The organism is Paenibacillus gyeongsangnamensis, from assembly GCF_027533625.1.
GTDB classification, from domain to species: domain Bacteria; phylum Bacillota; class Bacilli; order Paenibacillales; family NBRC-103111; genus Paenibacillus_G; species Paenibacillus_G gyeongsangnamensis.
In genome coordinates this window covers 1-16640 of record NZ_JAQAGZ010000042.1, presented here as the reverse complement: position 1 = coordinate 16640, position 16640 = coordinate 1, and the positions used below count along the sequence as shown (strand labels likewise).

The 16640-nt window shown below is 44.9% G+C and carries 11 protein-coding genes and 3 pseudogenes; 3 read left to right on the top strand and 11 right to left on the bottom strand.

The genetic code is table 11. The annotated features are described in order from the left end of the window. Positions 1 to 1120 precede the first annotated feature (1120 nt). Entirely contained in the window at positions 1121 to 1543 is a 423-nt protein-coding gene (locus O9H85_RS38120; RefSeq protein ID WP_409348259.1) for a TniQ family protein, read from the top strand. A gap of 143 nt (positions 1544 to 1686) precedes the next feature. On the opposite strand, the pseudogene tnpC reads toward O9H85_RS38120, so the two are convergent. The 9 genes and pseudogenes from tnpC to O9H85_RS35545 all read right to left on the bottom strand — a co-directional run bounded on the left by tnpC (position 1687) and on the right by O9H85_RS35545 (position 13991). Further along, positions 1687 to 3273 (bottom strand): annotated as a pseudogene (tnpC, locus tag O9H85_RS35585) (IS66 family transposase). A gap of 46 nt (positions 3274 to 3319) precedes the next feature. Further along, a complete protein-coding gene (gene tnpB / locus O9H85_RS35580; RefSeq protein WP_269886092.1) occupies positions 3320 to 3673 on the bottom strand; it encodes an IS66 family insertion sequence element accessory protein TnpB in 354 nt (117 codons plus the stop codon). Positions 3674 to 3692: 19 nt separating this feature from the next. Continuing rightward, on the bottom strand, positions 3693 to 3974 hold the full coding sequence (tnpA, locus tag O9H85_RS35575) for an IS66 family insertion sequence element accessory protein TnpA (RefSeq protein WP_269886091.1): 282 nt from the start codon (positions 3972 to 3974) through the stop codon (positions 3693 to 3695). Positions 3975 to 4308: 334 nt separating this feature from the next. Next, positions 4309 to 5280, bottom strand: a complete 972-nt coding sequence (gene kwaB / locus O9H85_RS35570; protein WP_269886090.1) for an anti-phage protein KwaB — start codon at positions 5278 to 5280, stop codon at positions 4309 to 4311. Next, positions 5277 to 5855 (bottom strand): anti-phage protein KwaA, encoded by a 579-nt coding sequence (gene kwaA, locus O9H85_RS35565; RefSeq protein WP_269886104.1) that lies wholly within the window; start codon positions 5853 to 5855, stop codon positions 5277 to 5279. Before kwaA ends, kwaB begins: the two co-directional genes overlap by 4 nt. Positions 5856 to 6294: 439 nt before the next feature. Beyond that, a complete protein-coding gene (locus O9H85_RS35560) occupies positions 6295 to 6975 on the bottom strand; it encodes a M48 family metallopeptidase (protein WP_269886089.1) in 681 nt (226 codons plus the stop codon). A gap of 5 nt (positions 6976 to 6980) precedes the next feature. After that, on the bottom strand, positions 6981 to 10109 hold the full coding sequence (locus O9H85_RS35555) for a type I restriction endonuclease subunit R (RefSeq protein WP_269886088.1): 3129 nt from the start codon (positions 10107 to 10109) through the stop codon (positions 6981 to 6983). After that, positions 10078 to 11319, bottom strand: coding sequence for a restriction endonuclease subunit S (locus O9H85_RS35550; protein ID WP_269886087.1), 1242 nt, complete (start codon positions 11317 to 11319; stop codon positions 10078 to 10080). Before O9H85_RS35550 ends, O9H85_RS35555 begins: the two co-directional genes overlap by 32 nt. Continuing rightward, the gene (locus O9H85_RS35545; protein WP_269886086.1) at positions 11316 to 13991 is read right to left on the bottom strand and encodes a type I restriction-modification system subunit M; all 2676 of its coding nucleotides are present in this window, start codon (positions 13989 to 13991) and stop codon (positions 11316 to 11318) included. The genes O9H85_RS35550 and O9H85_RS35545 overlap by 4 nt, the downstream gene beginning before the upstream one ends. A gap of 397 nt (positions 13992 to 14388) precedes the next feature. On the opposite strand from O9H85_RS35545, the pseudogene O9H85_RS35540 reads away from it, so the two are divergent. Beyond that, positions 14389 to 14541: pseudogene (locus O9H85_RS35540) on the top strand (ATP-binding protein); the annotation flags it as partial. A gap of 829 nt (positions 14542 to 15370) precedes the next feature. Here the strand turns inward: O9H85_RS35540 and O9H85_RS35535 are convergent. Beyond that, positions 15371 to 15558 (bottom strand): annotated as a pseudogene (locus tag O9H85_RS35535) (kanamycin nucleotidyltransferase C-terminal domain-containing protein); the annotation flags it as partial. A 45-nt stretch (positions 15559 to 15603) separates the two neighbouring features. Further along, positions 15604 to 15969 (bottom strand): hypothetical protein, encoded by a 366-nt coding sequence (locus O9H85_RS35530; RefSeq protein ID WP_269886085.1) that lies wholly within the window; start codon positions 15967 to 15969, stop codon positions 15604 to 15606. Positions 15970 to 16154: 185 nt separating this feature from the next. Between O9H85_RS35530 and O9H85_RS35525 the strand changes: the two genes are divergently transcribed. Next, positions 16155 to 16640: IS6 family transposase (locus O9H85_RS35525; RefSeq protein ID WP_269886084.1), on the top strand; the 486-nt coding region annotated here is incomplete at its 3' end.

Genomic DNA, 16640 nt, shown 5'->3' with positions numbered 1-16640 from the left:
ATTTGGGATGTTCGCATCCCAGTATCGTTAAGCTTGCACTGTGGAGGTCTTCCCGTTGCTTTTGGAAACAGCATGGATTCCACTTTACGTTCGTCCAAATGTGCTGGAACGGGCCAGGTGAGACCGGCTTCTTTAGCTCGGGCTAGGATATTGCCGACGGTACTTGGGGAGAGAGATAAACTACGGGCAATGGCTCTTTCGCTTAGATCCGATTCGGTGTCCAAGCGCAGAACATCTAAGATGCGTGGCAAGGCGATCCTCCTTTGTTTGGGCATTGCTGTATACTCCTTTCTGCTAGTGTCCCGGAAGACATTCGCGAGATCGGAATGATACACCTTTGCTAAAAGTGGATGCCATCTTGAAAGGGGAAACTGGAAAGAAAAACTGTCCAAACATTTCCGGATTGAGTGTCCAATACTTTTCGGAATGACTGTCTACATATTACCGGAATAGGTGTCCAAATCTTTTCGGAATGAGTGTCCAAACATTACCGGAATACGCAACAAATCAATCAATGATCAGAAGCAAATGGTTTGAGTTGGCCAAAACACAGGGAAGTTGGCAAATACCCGTGTTATATACCGACTTATTCCCCAGCAAGATATTCCTCTTTGATTTAGGAAATGTTGAAGTCGCTACAGCCATCGAAACTGATCAATCATTATCTGAGGAAACTATTAGTACATATCACACGGTATTTTCGAATTTAAAAGAATTACTCAAAAATAATAAAAGCAGAGAGGAAGATAATAGTTAGTTATGTTTTATTCTCCCGATCAAACTCTGAAATTAGAAAATCAATATCCCGAGAGAAGCAGGCTATTTCCGCTCCAACCTAAAGCGGCGGGATCATCTCAATGTGAATCTCTGACCAGTTACATCCAACGTTTGGCAGCAGCACATCATATATCGTTATTGACGTTGATTAAAGAAATCATTGCTCCCACGATAAACAAAGAATACATTATAAAGGACGCGAACCGAGGATGTACACGTTTCTTTCAACGTTCTTATTTAATAAACGGAATGGGTGAATTTAATCAAAATGTAGTGACTGCAGTCGAACTTCTGACTCATCAGTCCCTTTTATCAATTGCTTACGCTCAATCGCTGGTCTGAGGTGTTGCTATCAAAAAATCTCCTTAGTCCAATTAAAAAATGGTGTCCATTGTGCCTCAATGGGTGGAATGAAAAAAAAGTGGAAATATACGAACCATTAGTATGGTCTATTTCAGACGTAAAAGTTTGCAATATTCATAAATCAAAATTGCAAGAACGTTGTCCCACCCCTGGTTGTAATAGAAATATTCCACTTTTCTCAAGGTATTCAGCCGTAGGATATTGTTCATTTTGCAATGAATGGCTTGGCACAATATCCACAACCCAATCTCAAGTTGAGTATTCAGAAAAACTCATTTGGACTGCTAACGAAGTTGGGTCCCTAATTCGCGTTAATCTGACCAATATGGAGCTAAAAAAAGAAAGTTTGAAAAGTAGTTTTCAACGTTTATGTACTCAACTTGCACATGGTAACATTTGGTAACTCTGCCGATTACTAAATATCCACAATGCTACATTATGGCAGTATCTTACTGGTAGATACACCCCTACTTTGTCTGTTCTACGTAAACGTCAAATAGGCCCCACCTGGTAGTCAGAATGAGGCCAATGTATGATGAATACAGATTAGTTTAGACGGCAGGTATCCGGAAGCTGCGGCGACCACGGCATAAACCGTTCTAAAGCCTGCGGAATTGAAAGATCGGCAAGCTGTGGCAATTGTTCAAATAAGTACGTGAGATACCGGAACGGGTGCAGCCCGTTTTCCTTTGCCGTCTCGATTACGCTGTAGATCGCTGCACTGGCTTTGGCTCCACGCGGAGTATAGGCAAACAGCCAGTTCTTACGTCCAATCACAAATGGCTTGATCGTACGCTCTCCACGATTGTTGTCGATCTCAAGTCGACCGTCCTTCATAAACGCCGTCAGCTTCTCCCACTGATTCAGGCTGTAGCCAATGGCTTGTCCCAACAGACTCTTGGGCATCGTTCGCGATTTTTGCTGACGCAACCAGGCATAATAGCCATCCAGCACGGCTTGACTCTGCTCCTTGCGTGCCGCTAGCCGTTCTTCGGCTGTGACTTCCTGTAGTTCGCGTTCGATGGCAAAGAGCTTATTGCACCAGGCCAATCCTTGTGCCGCTACGCCGTGCGGATTGTTCCTCGCTTCTGGTGCTGCTTTCAAGGCTTCATCGTATTTACGACGCGCATGCGCCCAGCACCCCGCCAGCGTCACATCCTTGATCTTGTGGTAGCCCGCATACCCATCCACATGCAGATAGCCCTTGAATCCAGCTAGAAAATTCCGCGGATGCTCCCCGCCTCGGGTGCGCTAGTAGTCGTAGATTACGGCTGGTTCTACGCCCCGACCGGTGCGATACAGCCATATGTACGATTCCGACTGCGCCGTCTTGCCTGGCTCTTGGAGCACCTGCAGGATCGTTTCATCGGCATGCAGCACTTCCTGCTTCAGCAGATGGCGTTTCATCTGTGCCACAATGGGCAATAGCCATTGCTCTGCGCCGTAGATCATCCAATTGGCCATGGTCTGCCGAGATAGGGGATACCCCAGACGGATCCATTCTTGTTCTTGCCGATAAAGAGGCTGACTGTTTACGTATTTTTGACACATGATATGCGCCATCACCGATGGCGAGGCCAGGCTGCCAGGATAGACAGGCCGTGGCATCGGCGCCGTAATGATCGGTGTATGCAACTCGTGGCGTTCACAGTGGCGGCAAGCATACACGTGCCTCACATGCTCCACTACCTTGATTTGAGGCGGTACCACTGCGATTTCTCGCCGAATCTCCGCACTCATTTCATGCAACGCCCCTCCGCAGCAATCACAAATTTGCCGTTCTTCGGGCAAGGGATAGATCACCCTTTCCACCGGGAGCTTAGCAAGGTCCGCTTCACGTTTGCCACTCGGTTTACGTCGCTCATAGACAATCTGTTCCTTCTGCGGCTCGATGTCAGATCCCGCGGTAACCTCGGCTTCGTTAAACAGGTTCAGCTCTAGTTGATCGGGATGCGTCTTTTCGCTCGAAGCGCCAAAGCGCTTCTGCTGTGCCAGGCGGAACTGTTCTTCGTACCATTTGAGCTTGGCCGATAACTCGGCCAGCTCTCGGGCTTGCTTTGTATTCTGTTGCTCCAGCTCGGCGTATTGCTGCTGGAGTTGTTCTAGCGTAAGGGATTCCGGTTTTGTGTTCATAAGAGGGAAGATTCGACCGAGGACGTGTCATCTCCTGCCAGTGGCATTAAATTACCACTTCCGGCGACATGCGGGGATGTGCTTGGCGCTGGGTGAGCGATAGCCCGTCGAGCAGCCAGCGCAATTCGCGCTGGGTGAGACACAGCGGAGTCGTACCGCTGGCAGGCCATTCAAAGGTGCCGCGCTCCAGTCTGCGATAGTACAGCCAAAAGCCGTTCGTGTCCCAATGCAGGATTTTGAGCTTGTCCCGTCTGCGGTTGCAAAACACAAACAGGGCAGAGGAAAACGGATCGAGATCGAATTGTTCTTGTACGATAGCGGCCAATCCGTCAATGGATTTACGGATGTCGGTTGCGCCGCAAGCCAGATACACGGGCGAAGCGGTGGCAAAGCTCAGCATAACGGCGACAAGGCTGCGACTACTTCACGAAGCAGTCCCGGTTCGAAGCCGGGCCGAATCTCGATTCGGGCTCCACCGACTTGTACGGAAGGCATTCGATTGTTCCCGATGTGCTGGCCAGAGCAACAGGACGAAAGGCTGGTGTTGAAACTACCTGTGTTCGCCTTTGCGCTTTGTACAGCCAGTATTTCAATTGATGCACGGTTAGGCTGTGCTCCTGGCACCAGGCTTTCATCGTTTGACCGCTAGCTTGATAGGCAACGATGCGCTCGCTCCATATGGCTTGTAGATTGGTTTCCAATTTAGATTCCATCCTCTCGTAGGCGTGATGGGTTTATTATGAGTGATTCATACGCCTACGAACAGGTGGGATTGGTTTGACGCTTACACAACTACGTTAAAAGTCACTGTTTGTAAACTTTTGTAACAAGCATAATATATCGGGATCCTTTAGAACGACGTGTCATTGGCGATACTCAACGCAATTCCAATTCAGCTACATTAAGATTACTGCGGAAATCGCAGCATGCCCTTGTAACACTATATGATCAAACAAAATTACTTCCTGCTGATACATTATTTTAGCAAGAAAGTATACCGCATAGTGGTGTACCTCTCCTACGTTCCAGACCCTTTTATGCTGAAGTCTCCTCCAGTTGATCTTTGGCAGAACTATCATAGTATAGTTCAGTTAGCTCAGAACGTAGAAAATCATCGTTCAAAAGTTTTAGAAAGAGTTGTTTTGACTCATTTGTGCGTAATTTTATTTTGTCCTTGTTGGCGTTGTATTCGAATTTTCCTCCAAGTATACGATGGGTCTCCGTAAACTTTATAATAACATCCATCGGAATTTTATTTAAAACAGGAGAAAAATTGAAGATCTTTGTCATCTTACGAGAGAACGATATCGTATCGGTCATTGATTCAAGCACTTCTGGATTATCCAATATCCCGGCTTTTTCAATCTCTTTAATACATAGTTGTGCTTTCTTTTTGATAATGTCGTGGAATCCAAAAAACTTTTCAAGAGTGTTAATATTCATAATGAACAAAGTATCATCTAGCTTAAAGAACTCGAAACTGGTGCTGATTCTCACAATATCTTCATCTAAACTGGTAAATCTGTTTTTATCACCTAAACGACTTAGTCTAAATCCTTTATCTTTTTTAATCAGGCTTACCGGATAATGTTGTTTATAAAGCATTAGGTTTTTTCCATCTTTACAAAACAAAATAACTATTCCACGAATATCCTTTAGCTTGTCTTTTTTGAAATTAAAAAAAGGAATCTTCTCGTCTTCAATGATGCGATCGATAACATTCAGGTCAGACGGAATTTCCTCCAGATCGTATTCATAAATCACATTAGTCCGATCATCTGCGCTTGATATGCTGATCACGCTATAAGTTTCATCGTCGATTAATTCGCCTCTTACCGTTTCAGCAAATTCCTTAGAAATGGCTCCTTGTGCTGTTTCGTCCAAATCAATACGCCGGAGGAAGGTTCCATCATTATTTTTAAGTATAAAATATAACTCTGCGAGCACACTGGGACTTGTATCCCCCAAGATGGCTTGAACACCTTTGATTACATCTTTCTTTTTCATTTCACGGCCCCCGCAAAATATATTTTTTCGTCTAGCTCTCTATATGCTATGGACATATCTTTAGTTAAGCGTTCACGCGATATGAGTATTAGATCTTTTTCACTACCAGTGCGAGTTACGGCACTTATTACATAAATGTGATATCCTAACAACGCCAATGAAGGATTTGCATAGAAAAGATGCGTCTTAACGCAAATTGCGCCAATTATCGACAAAAGCATAAATAGAATTATTACATTCCTTTTCTCAGTCAGATTAAGACTGATTAAAGGAACAATGTAAGTTGTAAGAAAGGTAAGATGTTCGTAATTCCCATCTTGGATTTTGTTAATTCGCATAAAAACCTGCTTGCTTCCAGAGAGCTTATATTTAAGTCTCTTCATGAAGATCCAGCCTAGGATTAAAAATATGATACAAATAAGAGGTACTATATTCATCTTTAGCAGCTTATAAACTCCAATAAATTTCCAATCAGTTTCAAAATAAATCGGAATTTTAATTGTTGCTACGATGATAAGTACGAAAAGCAACCAGAGAGATATTATAAACAGTTCAATTTTTCCCCAGATATACATCACCCTTTATACCTCTCCGTTAAATACCAAACTTTTCATACCATTACTATACATAATTTTACATCAGACTTCAAAAACTTTTAATCTCCGAATTGTCATCCGACTACTAGCCGCGAAATTTACCGTTATTTCGCCACTTGTCGAGTTTATCTCGTGGGCTATTCCGGCCAAAACTAACAAAAAAGCTTCGGCGCAACAGCCTTTCGATTGTGACGCCTTTCTATGGAGGTCGAGAGCTGGCGTTAGTTACCGGAACTTCTAGAGCTGCGGCCTGAAACGAAGCATTGACAAGCCTGATAGGTCTTGTTATACTTAATTTACCAAATCCGGAAGCACCGGTCGAAAAGGCCCTCTGCGGAAGCACCGCACGAGGGCTTTTTGTGCTTGAGTAACAACTTTTTAAACAAAAAAAGCCTCGACACGATACGCCGGGGCCGTTTCATATTACCTCTTCAAGCAGTTGTCCATTTTCCTTTAACCAAGCCTTGGCCTTTTCCATTTTTGGAGTTTGTGCACGGACGATATTCCAAAACCTCGGAGTGTGGTTGGACTCGATGAGATGAGCGAGTTCATGGACTATGACGTAATCAATAACAAACATCGGCGCTTTAATCAGCCGCCAGTTAAAGTTCACATTATCATTAACCGTACAAGAACCCCAGCGATAACGGTTGTCAACGATCTTGACCATGGCTACATCTACACCGAGTTGGTGAGCGTGGTGCATGACCCTTGGAACAATTTTTTCTTTCGCCTTACCGATATACCATTCCCGTAATGCCTCGGCTTGTTTCGCAAGTTTAGCCGGAATAAGGAAGCGCTGGGAGAACTGAATTTCATTTGCATCGGTTTTTATCACCTCAATGCGGTATTGTCGCCCCAAATAAAGCGCAGATTCGCCACTAACAGTTTCCTTTCCCGGTGCATGCGGGAGTTCTTGATATTTCTGAGGATGACCGATTTTTTCATATATCCATTGGCGCTTTGACTCCACTACCTGTTGGATTTTTTCGTCAGAGGTACCTTCCGGAGCATGAACCACGATGCTGCGATCACGCTCGACGGTTATCGTCAGCTTACGCCTCTTTGCGGATCTTTGAATTATGTATGTGAAATCCATCGTAGTCACTCCGCGTAAAGAATAGTGTCATTTTTGTTTTCAGCGATCTCCATGATTCGGCTTATGATGTGAGCGCGGTTTTTAATGATACCGGGAAGTGCCATAAATTCCTGTGAAAGCAGCGTCTTCTGAAGCTCAGCTTTCAATTTGTTACGAGCGGGAATGCTTTCCCAAAATCCTGTAAGTTTTAATTCACGCTCAACGACTAAGAAGGCCTGCTGTGTGAGATCAACGAGTGAAGAGATTTCATCTTCATTGAGATCCTTATCACCAAAAACCTCTCGTCTAAAACAACGGAAAAATGGCATTTGTTTCTTCCGATGTAGCCCGTAGGTAGGCTCCTTACTGGCGTTGATGATGCGTTCCCGCAGTTTTTCAAGTTCATCGAATATTTTGTCCCAATTATCTCGGAATTCTTCAAATACTGCCGCCAATGCAGCAGCAAAAGAGGCCTGTAGATCCGGATCATCGTCGAGCTCAACATCGATGTGGTGACGAATTGCATGCTCAACTTCAGCCGCCTTAGTTTTGTTTCGACTACGTTTGCCTACCTCCTTTTCAAAATCCTCATCGAGAATAGAGATAGGTTCCACCTTTACCTCAATGCCTTTAGACTCTAAGTACGTATCGGTAATACTGCGAAGTTTGGCAGGTATTCCTTTCATACTAAGGCGCCCGTCTCGAAAGTGTTTGCCAGCCAACACGTTAATCTCCGTAAGAGCCTGGTAGTCCGCCAAGTAGTCAAGCGCTTGCCGGGCAGGGAAGAGTAGGTTTAAACATCTGGTTAGCTTCTTAAACGCCAGCATGAAATCGAAACGGAGGTCTTCATCATAGAAAAGATCGAAGAACGCGTCGTGGTCGCTTAGATCCGTTTGACCATGCTTCTTCAGCAAATCCATAATTGCCTTATGACTCGCAATTAGTTCGCGCAATTCATCTTCCGGGAAACTGAGGACATCAATGATCTCTTTTTGCTCACGTTCGTCGTAATTGTTAATAGCCTTTTTGAGATGATGACCGATGCCCACATAATCGACCACAAACCCCTTATCTTTAGATGCGCCACCCACACGATTCACACGAGCAATGGCCTGAAGGAGATTGTGGGCGACAATGACCTTGTCTAGATACATGACCTGCTCTACAGGCGCGTCGAAGCCGGTCAACAGCATGTTGTTAACGATTATGATGCCGAGATCACCTGTTACACCTTCATCTTCGCTCCCAAAAGCCATTTTGAAACTTTTGATACTCGTCTCATGCTTGGATTTGTCGGTGTAAGTCTTAATATGAACTAAATCGTTGTGGCTACCAGAGATTATAACGTCCGTAGTCAGCTTCTTTAGTCGATCCAGCTTAATCTTTCCCGGATTTAACTGTTCCAATTCGGCTATTGAAGCTTCGAGAGCTGCATCGATGTGTTTCTTGTACCGCACAGCCGCTTCCCGGGAGGTGGCAACGACTTGCGCCTTATAACCATTGGGAAACACATGCGTCAAGTAGTGTTTTACCATGTCCTCAGCCTTCGCTGCGATGGTTGGCTCTGCTTCCAGATAAGCATCTCGAGAACCGTAGCCAAGTATCTCCATACGTTGTTGGAGATTATAGTCGCTGAAAACGTCCTGGAAAGCAACGTCCAATGCCAACTGGTCCGTTACCTCGGCGTTGTGAGTGCGCCCTTCATAAACGATCTCCAGGGTCACACCGTCCTCGATTGCCTGACGCATGGTATATTTGTCGATGTAGTCTCCGAAGACTTTCTCGGTCTTATCAATGGGTGTGCCAGTATAGCCAATACGGGCGGCATTAGGTATTCCCTTGTCGAGGTTTGCCCCTAGCATTGCATACTGGGAGCGGTGTGCCTCGTCAGTCATTACCAAAATGTGAGGGCTCGGGTTCAGCTCTGGAAAGGTCTCAGTCAGATCAACTTCACGGAACTTGTGTATCATTGCCATAACCAAGTCTGAAGAGTCCGAGCGTAGAAGTTCTTTTAGCTTACTGATGCTGTCAGCTACCTTTACACTATAGCCGATACTTTGACTTGTTTCTGCGAGCTGGACTTCTAGTTGGGTTCGGTCAGTAACAAAAACAACTTTCCAATGAGAAAGCTCGGAATGACGATACATTTCCCGCACCATAAACATCATAGTGAGCGATTTCCCCGAACCCTGCGTATGCCAGATGATGCCGCTGCGATCCCGACGGCTCCGGCCCTCTAATAGGCGTTTGACCGCCAATTTAACGGCACGGAATTGTTGATAACGGCCTACAATTTTAATTGTCTCGCCCTTATCATTAGTCGCGAAAATAGTGAAAGTACGAATGAGATCAAGCAAATTATCACGATCCAACATCCCAGCAACCAATCGCTGTTGGTCGTTAGGTCCGCTGCTTCCGTGGTCCAAATTATCCACCGTTCGGGGATAAGGGTCAGCCCATCGGTAAAAATGTTTCTCGCTGTGGGTGGTAATCGTACCAAACTTGGCCTCATTGCGGCATGTGACAATAACGATCTGGTTGTAATAAAAAAGTGGTGCACTACCTTCACCCTTAGCACCACGCTGCTCGCTGTAACGTAGTATCTGATCGATGGCTTCCGGGATGGCTTCTTTGACCTTAGGCGATTTACACTCGACCATAACCACTGGCAATCCGTTGAGAAACAGCACGATGTCCGGGACTATATGATGCTCGGTACCCAAGATGCGCACCTTAAACTGGCACACTGCGATAAAACGGTTGTTATCTCGATGTGTGAAATCCACAAAACGTACTGTCGGGCTTTTCTCGCCGGTCTGGCGATTCTCACTGACGCTTGTGTTCTCCAACAAAAGGTTAAAAACATGGCGATTGTTCTGAATTATCCCTGTACCGGGGAAGCTAGCAGCGAGTTGTTTGACTACTTCTTCCACCTGATCGTCTTCCAGCCAGGAGTTAATGACCTTGAGTTGCTCACGCAGGACTGGCAGCATAACCACCTCGGTAAAACTCTGGCGGTGGCTGTCGCTGGGCTGCTGGCTCTTATCTAGGTCGATGACTTCCCAATCTAAACCCGCAAGCTGATCTAGAAAGGGCTTCTCGACGTGGTTGCGTTCGTCAATTTTAAGTTGCTGGGATAAATGGTCCTGACTCACTTGGGATAACCTCCAGATCGTTTTGCAGAAGGGTTACTCTTTTTTTGCCAGTCAGCAAGTCTTGCATTAGGGCGGTTTTAAGCGACTTCAATTTCTTTAGAGTATTGATATTGATGATTTGGCTTTCTCGTAAACCATTCATGACGGTTAATATTCTCTCTTGCTCTGCTATGTCTTCTGGAAATGCAATTGGCAATTCCAATAACGCTGCTTTGTTGAGTTTAAACCTTCCTGCCCCTTGTCTCGTAAGATGAAGAGTAATATCACGATGAAGAAAAAAGAGATGTGCCCATTCTGTTAGCACTATGTCTTTTCCTTGAATAAGGTGTGCATGGTTGTTTACGTTGTATTTGCCATTGACGAGCAGTGTCATTTCTTGAGTTTTAAACTTCAAAAAGTGGTCACCATCTTCACCTATAAGAACGAATTTCCCTTCAACCCGGTATTCGTTAATATAATCTAAAATCCCAGTAGGGCCGTAATACGGATAGTCTCCCTTCATTGTTTCTCTGATTTGAGTAGAAATTGGCTTCCTCAAATTATTAAAAACCTCACAACACTCTCCTAGGGGTTTAACGTCCCACTCCAGTGGGATCCTACCTAGAGCAGAATCTTGGTACTCGTGGGTAAGTTCAGAGCGAATCTTACCCTTTTCGTCTATACCACCGGTCAAAAGATCCTTCATCAAACCTGACTTAATGCGTTGCTGCTTGTCAATCAACACCTCGATTTTTTTTATCCCCCGATCCACCGTCGAAAGAATTTCGGCGATCTTCACTTGTTCGGTCATAACAAACCGAATGATCTCAATCTTGCCCAAAACTTCCTTATCTACGTGGGGGATGCCTGATCCAGAAGTCTGTCCCTTCAAAAATGACTCCCAGGTTTTCACTGCGAAGAAAAAGTATTCTTTGTCAAAAGTGTCGTCGTGAGTAATCCGACTCATGGTAGAGGAGAGAATACCCGTTCGTGCTCTAAAAATTTCTCCCGCGTTTGAACCGTCCCACAAAACGATAGTGTCACCATCATGCACTCGAACAGCATTAACACTTGGCTTGACGGGCTCTGCCGACTCCCTTCCTCTTAGATATTCCGGTGTGAGATACAGCTCTGCATCATGCCCGAAATATGGTTGCTTCGCAGGAGGTTTCCCTTTCTCTAAGGTCACCATATTTCGGAGTTGTTGTACTTCAGATTTTTTGAGTTTCATCCCAGATACCCTAACCCTTTCAGAAAGCCACTCAGCACTTTCAAGGTTTCGCTGCGTTCACTTTCCAGTTCACGACTTGATACTGCATATTTATCCCACAGGTTTTCCACCACATGAATTAGTTCCCGCTTCTCGGCGTTAAGGTAGCGGTTTAGTTCCTGATGAACAAGGTCATACAGCTTTTTCAGGATCAATTGACGAGCCTCTTGCTCAGTGAGTTGGCCGCCAATATGTATAAGGATGGCGTCGGTTTTGGCGAGACGAGCTTCGAGGGTAGCTTTATCCTTGTTCAAAGTGGTGATCTTCTTCTTATCGTCCTTCTTAGAAGGATTGAGGTCTGACAATTGAGTATCTACCTGCCGAATCAGTTCCATGCTTTCGGCCTTGAACTCGTCACCACCGAGTCGTTTTAGCTGAAGCTTAATAGCTAATTCGTCGGCTTTGGTTTTTAGCTCGGCTTTACTATCCTTGATACGTTTTTCGATGGCAGCAATGGCCTTATCCTGAGCTTGTAGATTTTTCAGTTCCTTACGAGCTGATTCGCCTTCGCTTCCTTCAAGATCATCAATCAACTCCTTGAGAGCCTTCTTCATAACAGCAGCAGTAACGGTCTCATCCTCTTCTGACTCATATCCGGCCACTTCCTGCGCTATTCCGACCGCCTCGAGCAGCTCGCTCTGCGCCTCGATGATCTGCGCCTCCAACGTACCAATCTCTTCGGCATCGGCTTGAAAAAAAGCAAAAATTAGGTAATCGTCGGGAATCAAGCTGTGGTGCCAACCGATGGATATGATCGTTTTTAGGTCATAACGAATTTGCTGCCACCAATTAACGAAGACCCCTGCGCTTTTAAACTCGTCAAGAACACACAAGGGGATTAGCTTTTTCTTAAGCGTAGTCAAGAGTTGCTGACGAACTTCAGGCATACTCTTACCGTCGCTTAGCCCTGAAAAGTCGTTACGAGCCTCTACCCACCAATCCTCCAAAGCTTTAAGGTGTATGATAATCGTCTGTCTAAGCGCAGAATTGTTTTCAAGGGTGGTCTTGATTGCAGATCTGGATGCAATAGACTCACGGAAGGCGAGATACCCTGGACGTTGAGGCTCAAATAAGGTTTCGGGCCGCAGTCCAAAGCGCGCAAAGTCATCAGTACGAGCAGCAACCTCGGTTTCAGGGATGCCACCTATTAGATGCGCCTGTACGTCCTCTGGTTCCGGCTCAGGTGTGTTATCCACATAACGACGGATGTTGAGGTTGTAATCGTGGATATCTATGATCTCAGACTTGCTCACTAGGCGACTATATTTTGGAATCTCCTGCTTGTGCGTAAATACGAAGTCGATCTTTTCGATATCTTCAGGACGCAGCTTGTTCTGGTTTTTACCCTCGGCATATTCCCTATCGGCGTTAATGAAAAGCACCTGGTCCTGCAAGGACTCTGGCTTATTCTTATTGGCAACGATCACGCAGGCCGGGATGCCGGTTCCGTAAAACAAGCCGGGCGGTAAGCTGATAATGGCTTCAATCACATCGTCTTTGATCAAGATCTCGCGGATCAACTTCTCCTTACCACCACGGAACAGTACACCATGAGGCATAATGGTGGCCATGTGACCATTGGGCTTAAGACTCGCCAACATATGCTGGACAAACATCAGATCTGCCTTTTTGCCAGTTTCAGGACACCATTCACGGAAACGGTTAGGGAATTTCAAGTCTGCGCGACTGTAATTCTGCGAGAAGGGCGGATTAGCTAGTACGCGATCAAATTTTCGTACCTGACCGTTTTCCAAAACAAGAGGATCTTCAAGTGTGTCCCCGTTCTCGATTGTGAACCGCGTTATGTTATGGAGAATCATATTCATGTTGCAGATCGACCACACTGTTCCGTTCGAGTCCTGACCATAGAGGGCAAGGTTATTCGGATCCTGCCCCTGTTCTTCGACATATTGATGGGACTGAATAAGAAAGCCTCCTGAACCGACGGTTGGATCGTAGATATCGTTACCAGCTTCCGGCTTGGTGATTTGCACCAATAAGCGCACGACTTCAGCGGGGGTGTAGAACTCTCCGCCTTTCTTACCAGCGCTGTCCGCAAAAAACTTGATCAGATATTCATAGGCAGCACCTAGCAAGTCCGGGAACTCAAAATTGTCATTTAGGAGCACGAAGTCTGGCTGGTTGAAATGGTCGAGCAGGTCTTTCCACTTTTGATCGGGGATCTTAGTCTTACCTTTTACTGCATTAAAGTCGATGTTGTTTTTGAGGACTCCGGCAAGGGCGTCATTTCCCTCTTCGACGGCTGCAATCGCCTTGTTAAGCATGTTGCCGATGTCGTGTTTCAGATCCTTCAATGCCGGAACCGTGTTCCCGTTCTCGTCGGTCCATGTCTCATGCCAGCGTGCTCGCACAGGCACGAAGAACGTCTCGCCATAAGAAGTCTTATCTTCTAGCAGTTCTTGAATCAGGTCCGGCTGATCAATCAAATGTACGAAATCCCTTTTACGTAATAGATCACGCTTGCGGTCAAACTCATCCGACAATCGCTTAAGGAATAACATTCCGAATATAAATTCTTTGAACTCCGATGCGTCCATCTTGCCACGCAGAATGTCCGCAGCCTTTAGAAGGAAGTTTTCAAGCTGAGATAGAGTTATTTTTTCGGTCGACAAAGTACTTCCTCCTGAGGTTGACTTCTAAGTTGAGCCTTTGCTTGGTAATTCAAAAGCACTACTTATTCAACAAAGTTTCTTATACATTTTATATCAAATGTATGGTGCTGTAATGCGTCTTCCAGCAGATACCACCCTTAACTAATTCGACAAAGTAGTTGATGTATCCTCTTTTTACTGACCTGAACTGAATTATGTTTCTACAAACAAAAAACCGCCCCGATAATGCAGCGGCCATCTTACCATTGCTACCGACTCGAGCGGTCGCAGGACGAACCAAACGCGGACGATACAATACGATCTAAGCGGTGGTCTGTAGTAGGCCGCTTGCTTGAATATGGATGCGCTAAATTTGGACCATTGATACATCGGTTTTTTTTACAGCCTGACATTGTGTCATAACCTGCTGCTAATCGGGCCTCCGGGAACCGGAAAAACGATGCTCGCCAAGCGGCTTCCCACCATCATGTTGCTGATGACGGACGCGGAGGCGCTGGAGGTGACGAAAGTATACAGCGTGTCCAGGAAGTTCGCCGACCGCCGGCAGCTGCGGTTCCGATGCTTATCCCCCATTTAGAGCAGAACGAAAACAATCCGTTCACCCAACTTATCCTGCCTTTCCTGCCCGTTCGTAACTCAGTTGGCAAAGGATCCAAAAACTAAAAAAAGCCGCGATTTACGCGACAATTTCAAAGAATAACCCATTAGTATGCCGAGAGTCTATTTTGTCTATATAAGTTTGCCTAGAGTACAAGGATTCGGGGGTATTAAAAAGATGAAGTGTCGTTAAAATCCTATTTTCCCCAAGTAAGACCAAGAAAAAAGATCAGGAAAATGCAAGAAATCCAGTATTAGCAAGCATTTTCTACAAGTGGAAAAGTTATGATTATACAAATTGAAATGTTATGGGTTAAGTCACAGACACTGTCACTTAACCCATAAGTTTGCCGCATTGGAAAGCTTATGCTTCCATTTTACCGCGGCAAACTTATGCTTCCAAAATGGAAAAGACCTTGACTCTCAAGGACTTTACCGAATCAGCTCCTAAGTACTCCTCATTCAACTCCCTCGGTAGCCGTGTCGGTCGAGGCAATGCGTTTCTTCCTCGTCATCTTGCAGCGCGAATTCCAGTTAACGAAAGTAGCTGTCGACATGTTCGAGCAACGATGCCGGGAGAACTCTTGCGCGGCGCAAGACTTCAACATCCTGCTTGGTCTTGATGATTCGCAGCCAACATCCCTCCAGAAGAAAAGTAAAAGACCCCTCGCGAAAGGTGTCTTCTTTGGCCTATCAAAATCATGATATATTATTGTAAGTGTCGCATTTGCGGGTCAAAATGGGATTCGTTTTGTACTTATTACGTAGTCATGTTCGGCTGCCTACTTCACGAGGCCATTCCAGAAATTTTCACAAGCTGAAACGATCTTTGAAGGTTCTGATAACTCTCCAGACATAACCATTCGCGCTACATTAACGAATCCTTCTGGACGGCTAGGCAGTTCCGATGCCTCCGGTAAAACCATTGAGCCTGTCGAGTAAAGTTTTGGTTGTGTAACCCGACTAGCATATGTTTTAGCAAGGTGTGGAGCGGCGTTTTACAAAAAAATTGCCGTTAAAGGCGATGGTTCATGATCGTTCCCATTACACCAGTAAGCATGTCCAGTTCTTCCTTCGCCCTTTTATCCCAGAACAACGGAATATTTTTGCCAACTAAATATGCATATTCAGATGCATCTTTATTATTAGGATCGTAATAACAAACCGCCTCAACACAAGGGAGAAATTCGTACAAAAAAGATTTACAACTGAGAAATGCTCCCTCGGGTTCATTTCCAACGGTTCTACGAATTTGATTTATCAATACAAAAGCTTCAATAATCGAATATGTCACATACGATTCTATCAGGCCAATCGAAATTCCATGTTCCCTCTCTTCCACTGGAGTTGTCGTGTTTAGCGTAAAAAAATCTATTAGCAAATTAAAATCATCCTTTCTAAAAGATTAAATTAAGCCCGCATAAAAGAAGTATGGGAGAAAATTCTGATTTTTAAACTTAATAGTTTGCATCATTAAGATCATGAAGTACTCTGCCTGGTTATGGTGCAAAGCTCTAATACATGATAACATGATTGAAAATAAATTCATGGGATGGAGCAATCACGTTGGAAACGGAATTAGATTTGTTTAAATGGAAGCAGTACGAATCAGAGGTTATCTTGCTAACAGTAAGATGGTATTTAAAATATAGCCTAAGTTATCGTGATCTAGTGGAGATGATGGAAGAACGAGGACTACACATGGCTCATACAACCATCATGCGATGGGTTCATGAATTTGGGCCGGAATTAGACAAGCGAATTCGTCCCTATTTGAAGCCGACCAATGATTCCTATAGGACAGATGAGACCTATATTAAAATCAAAGGACAATGGAAATATCTTTATAGAGCAGTGGATTCAAAGGGAAATACGATTGATTTCATGTTGTCTGAAAACCGAGATGCTCCCGCAGCCAAACGATTTTTCAAGAAAGCGTTGAATTCACCACACAATCAATCGCCGCGCGTGATCACCGTCGATAAAAACCCCGCTTACCCTATCGCAGTCCAACATTTGAAAGACGAGAAAGCTATGAATCAAGAAACAGTA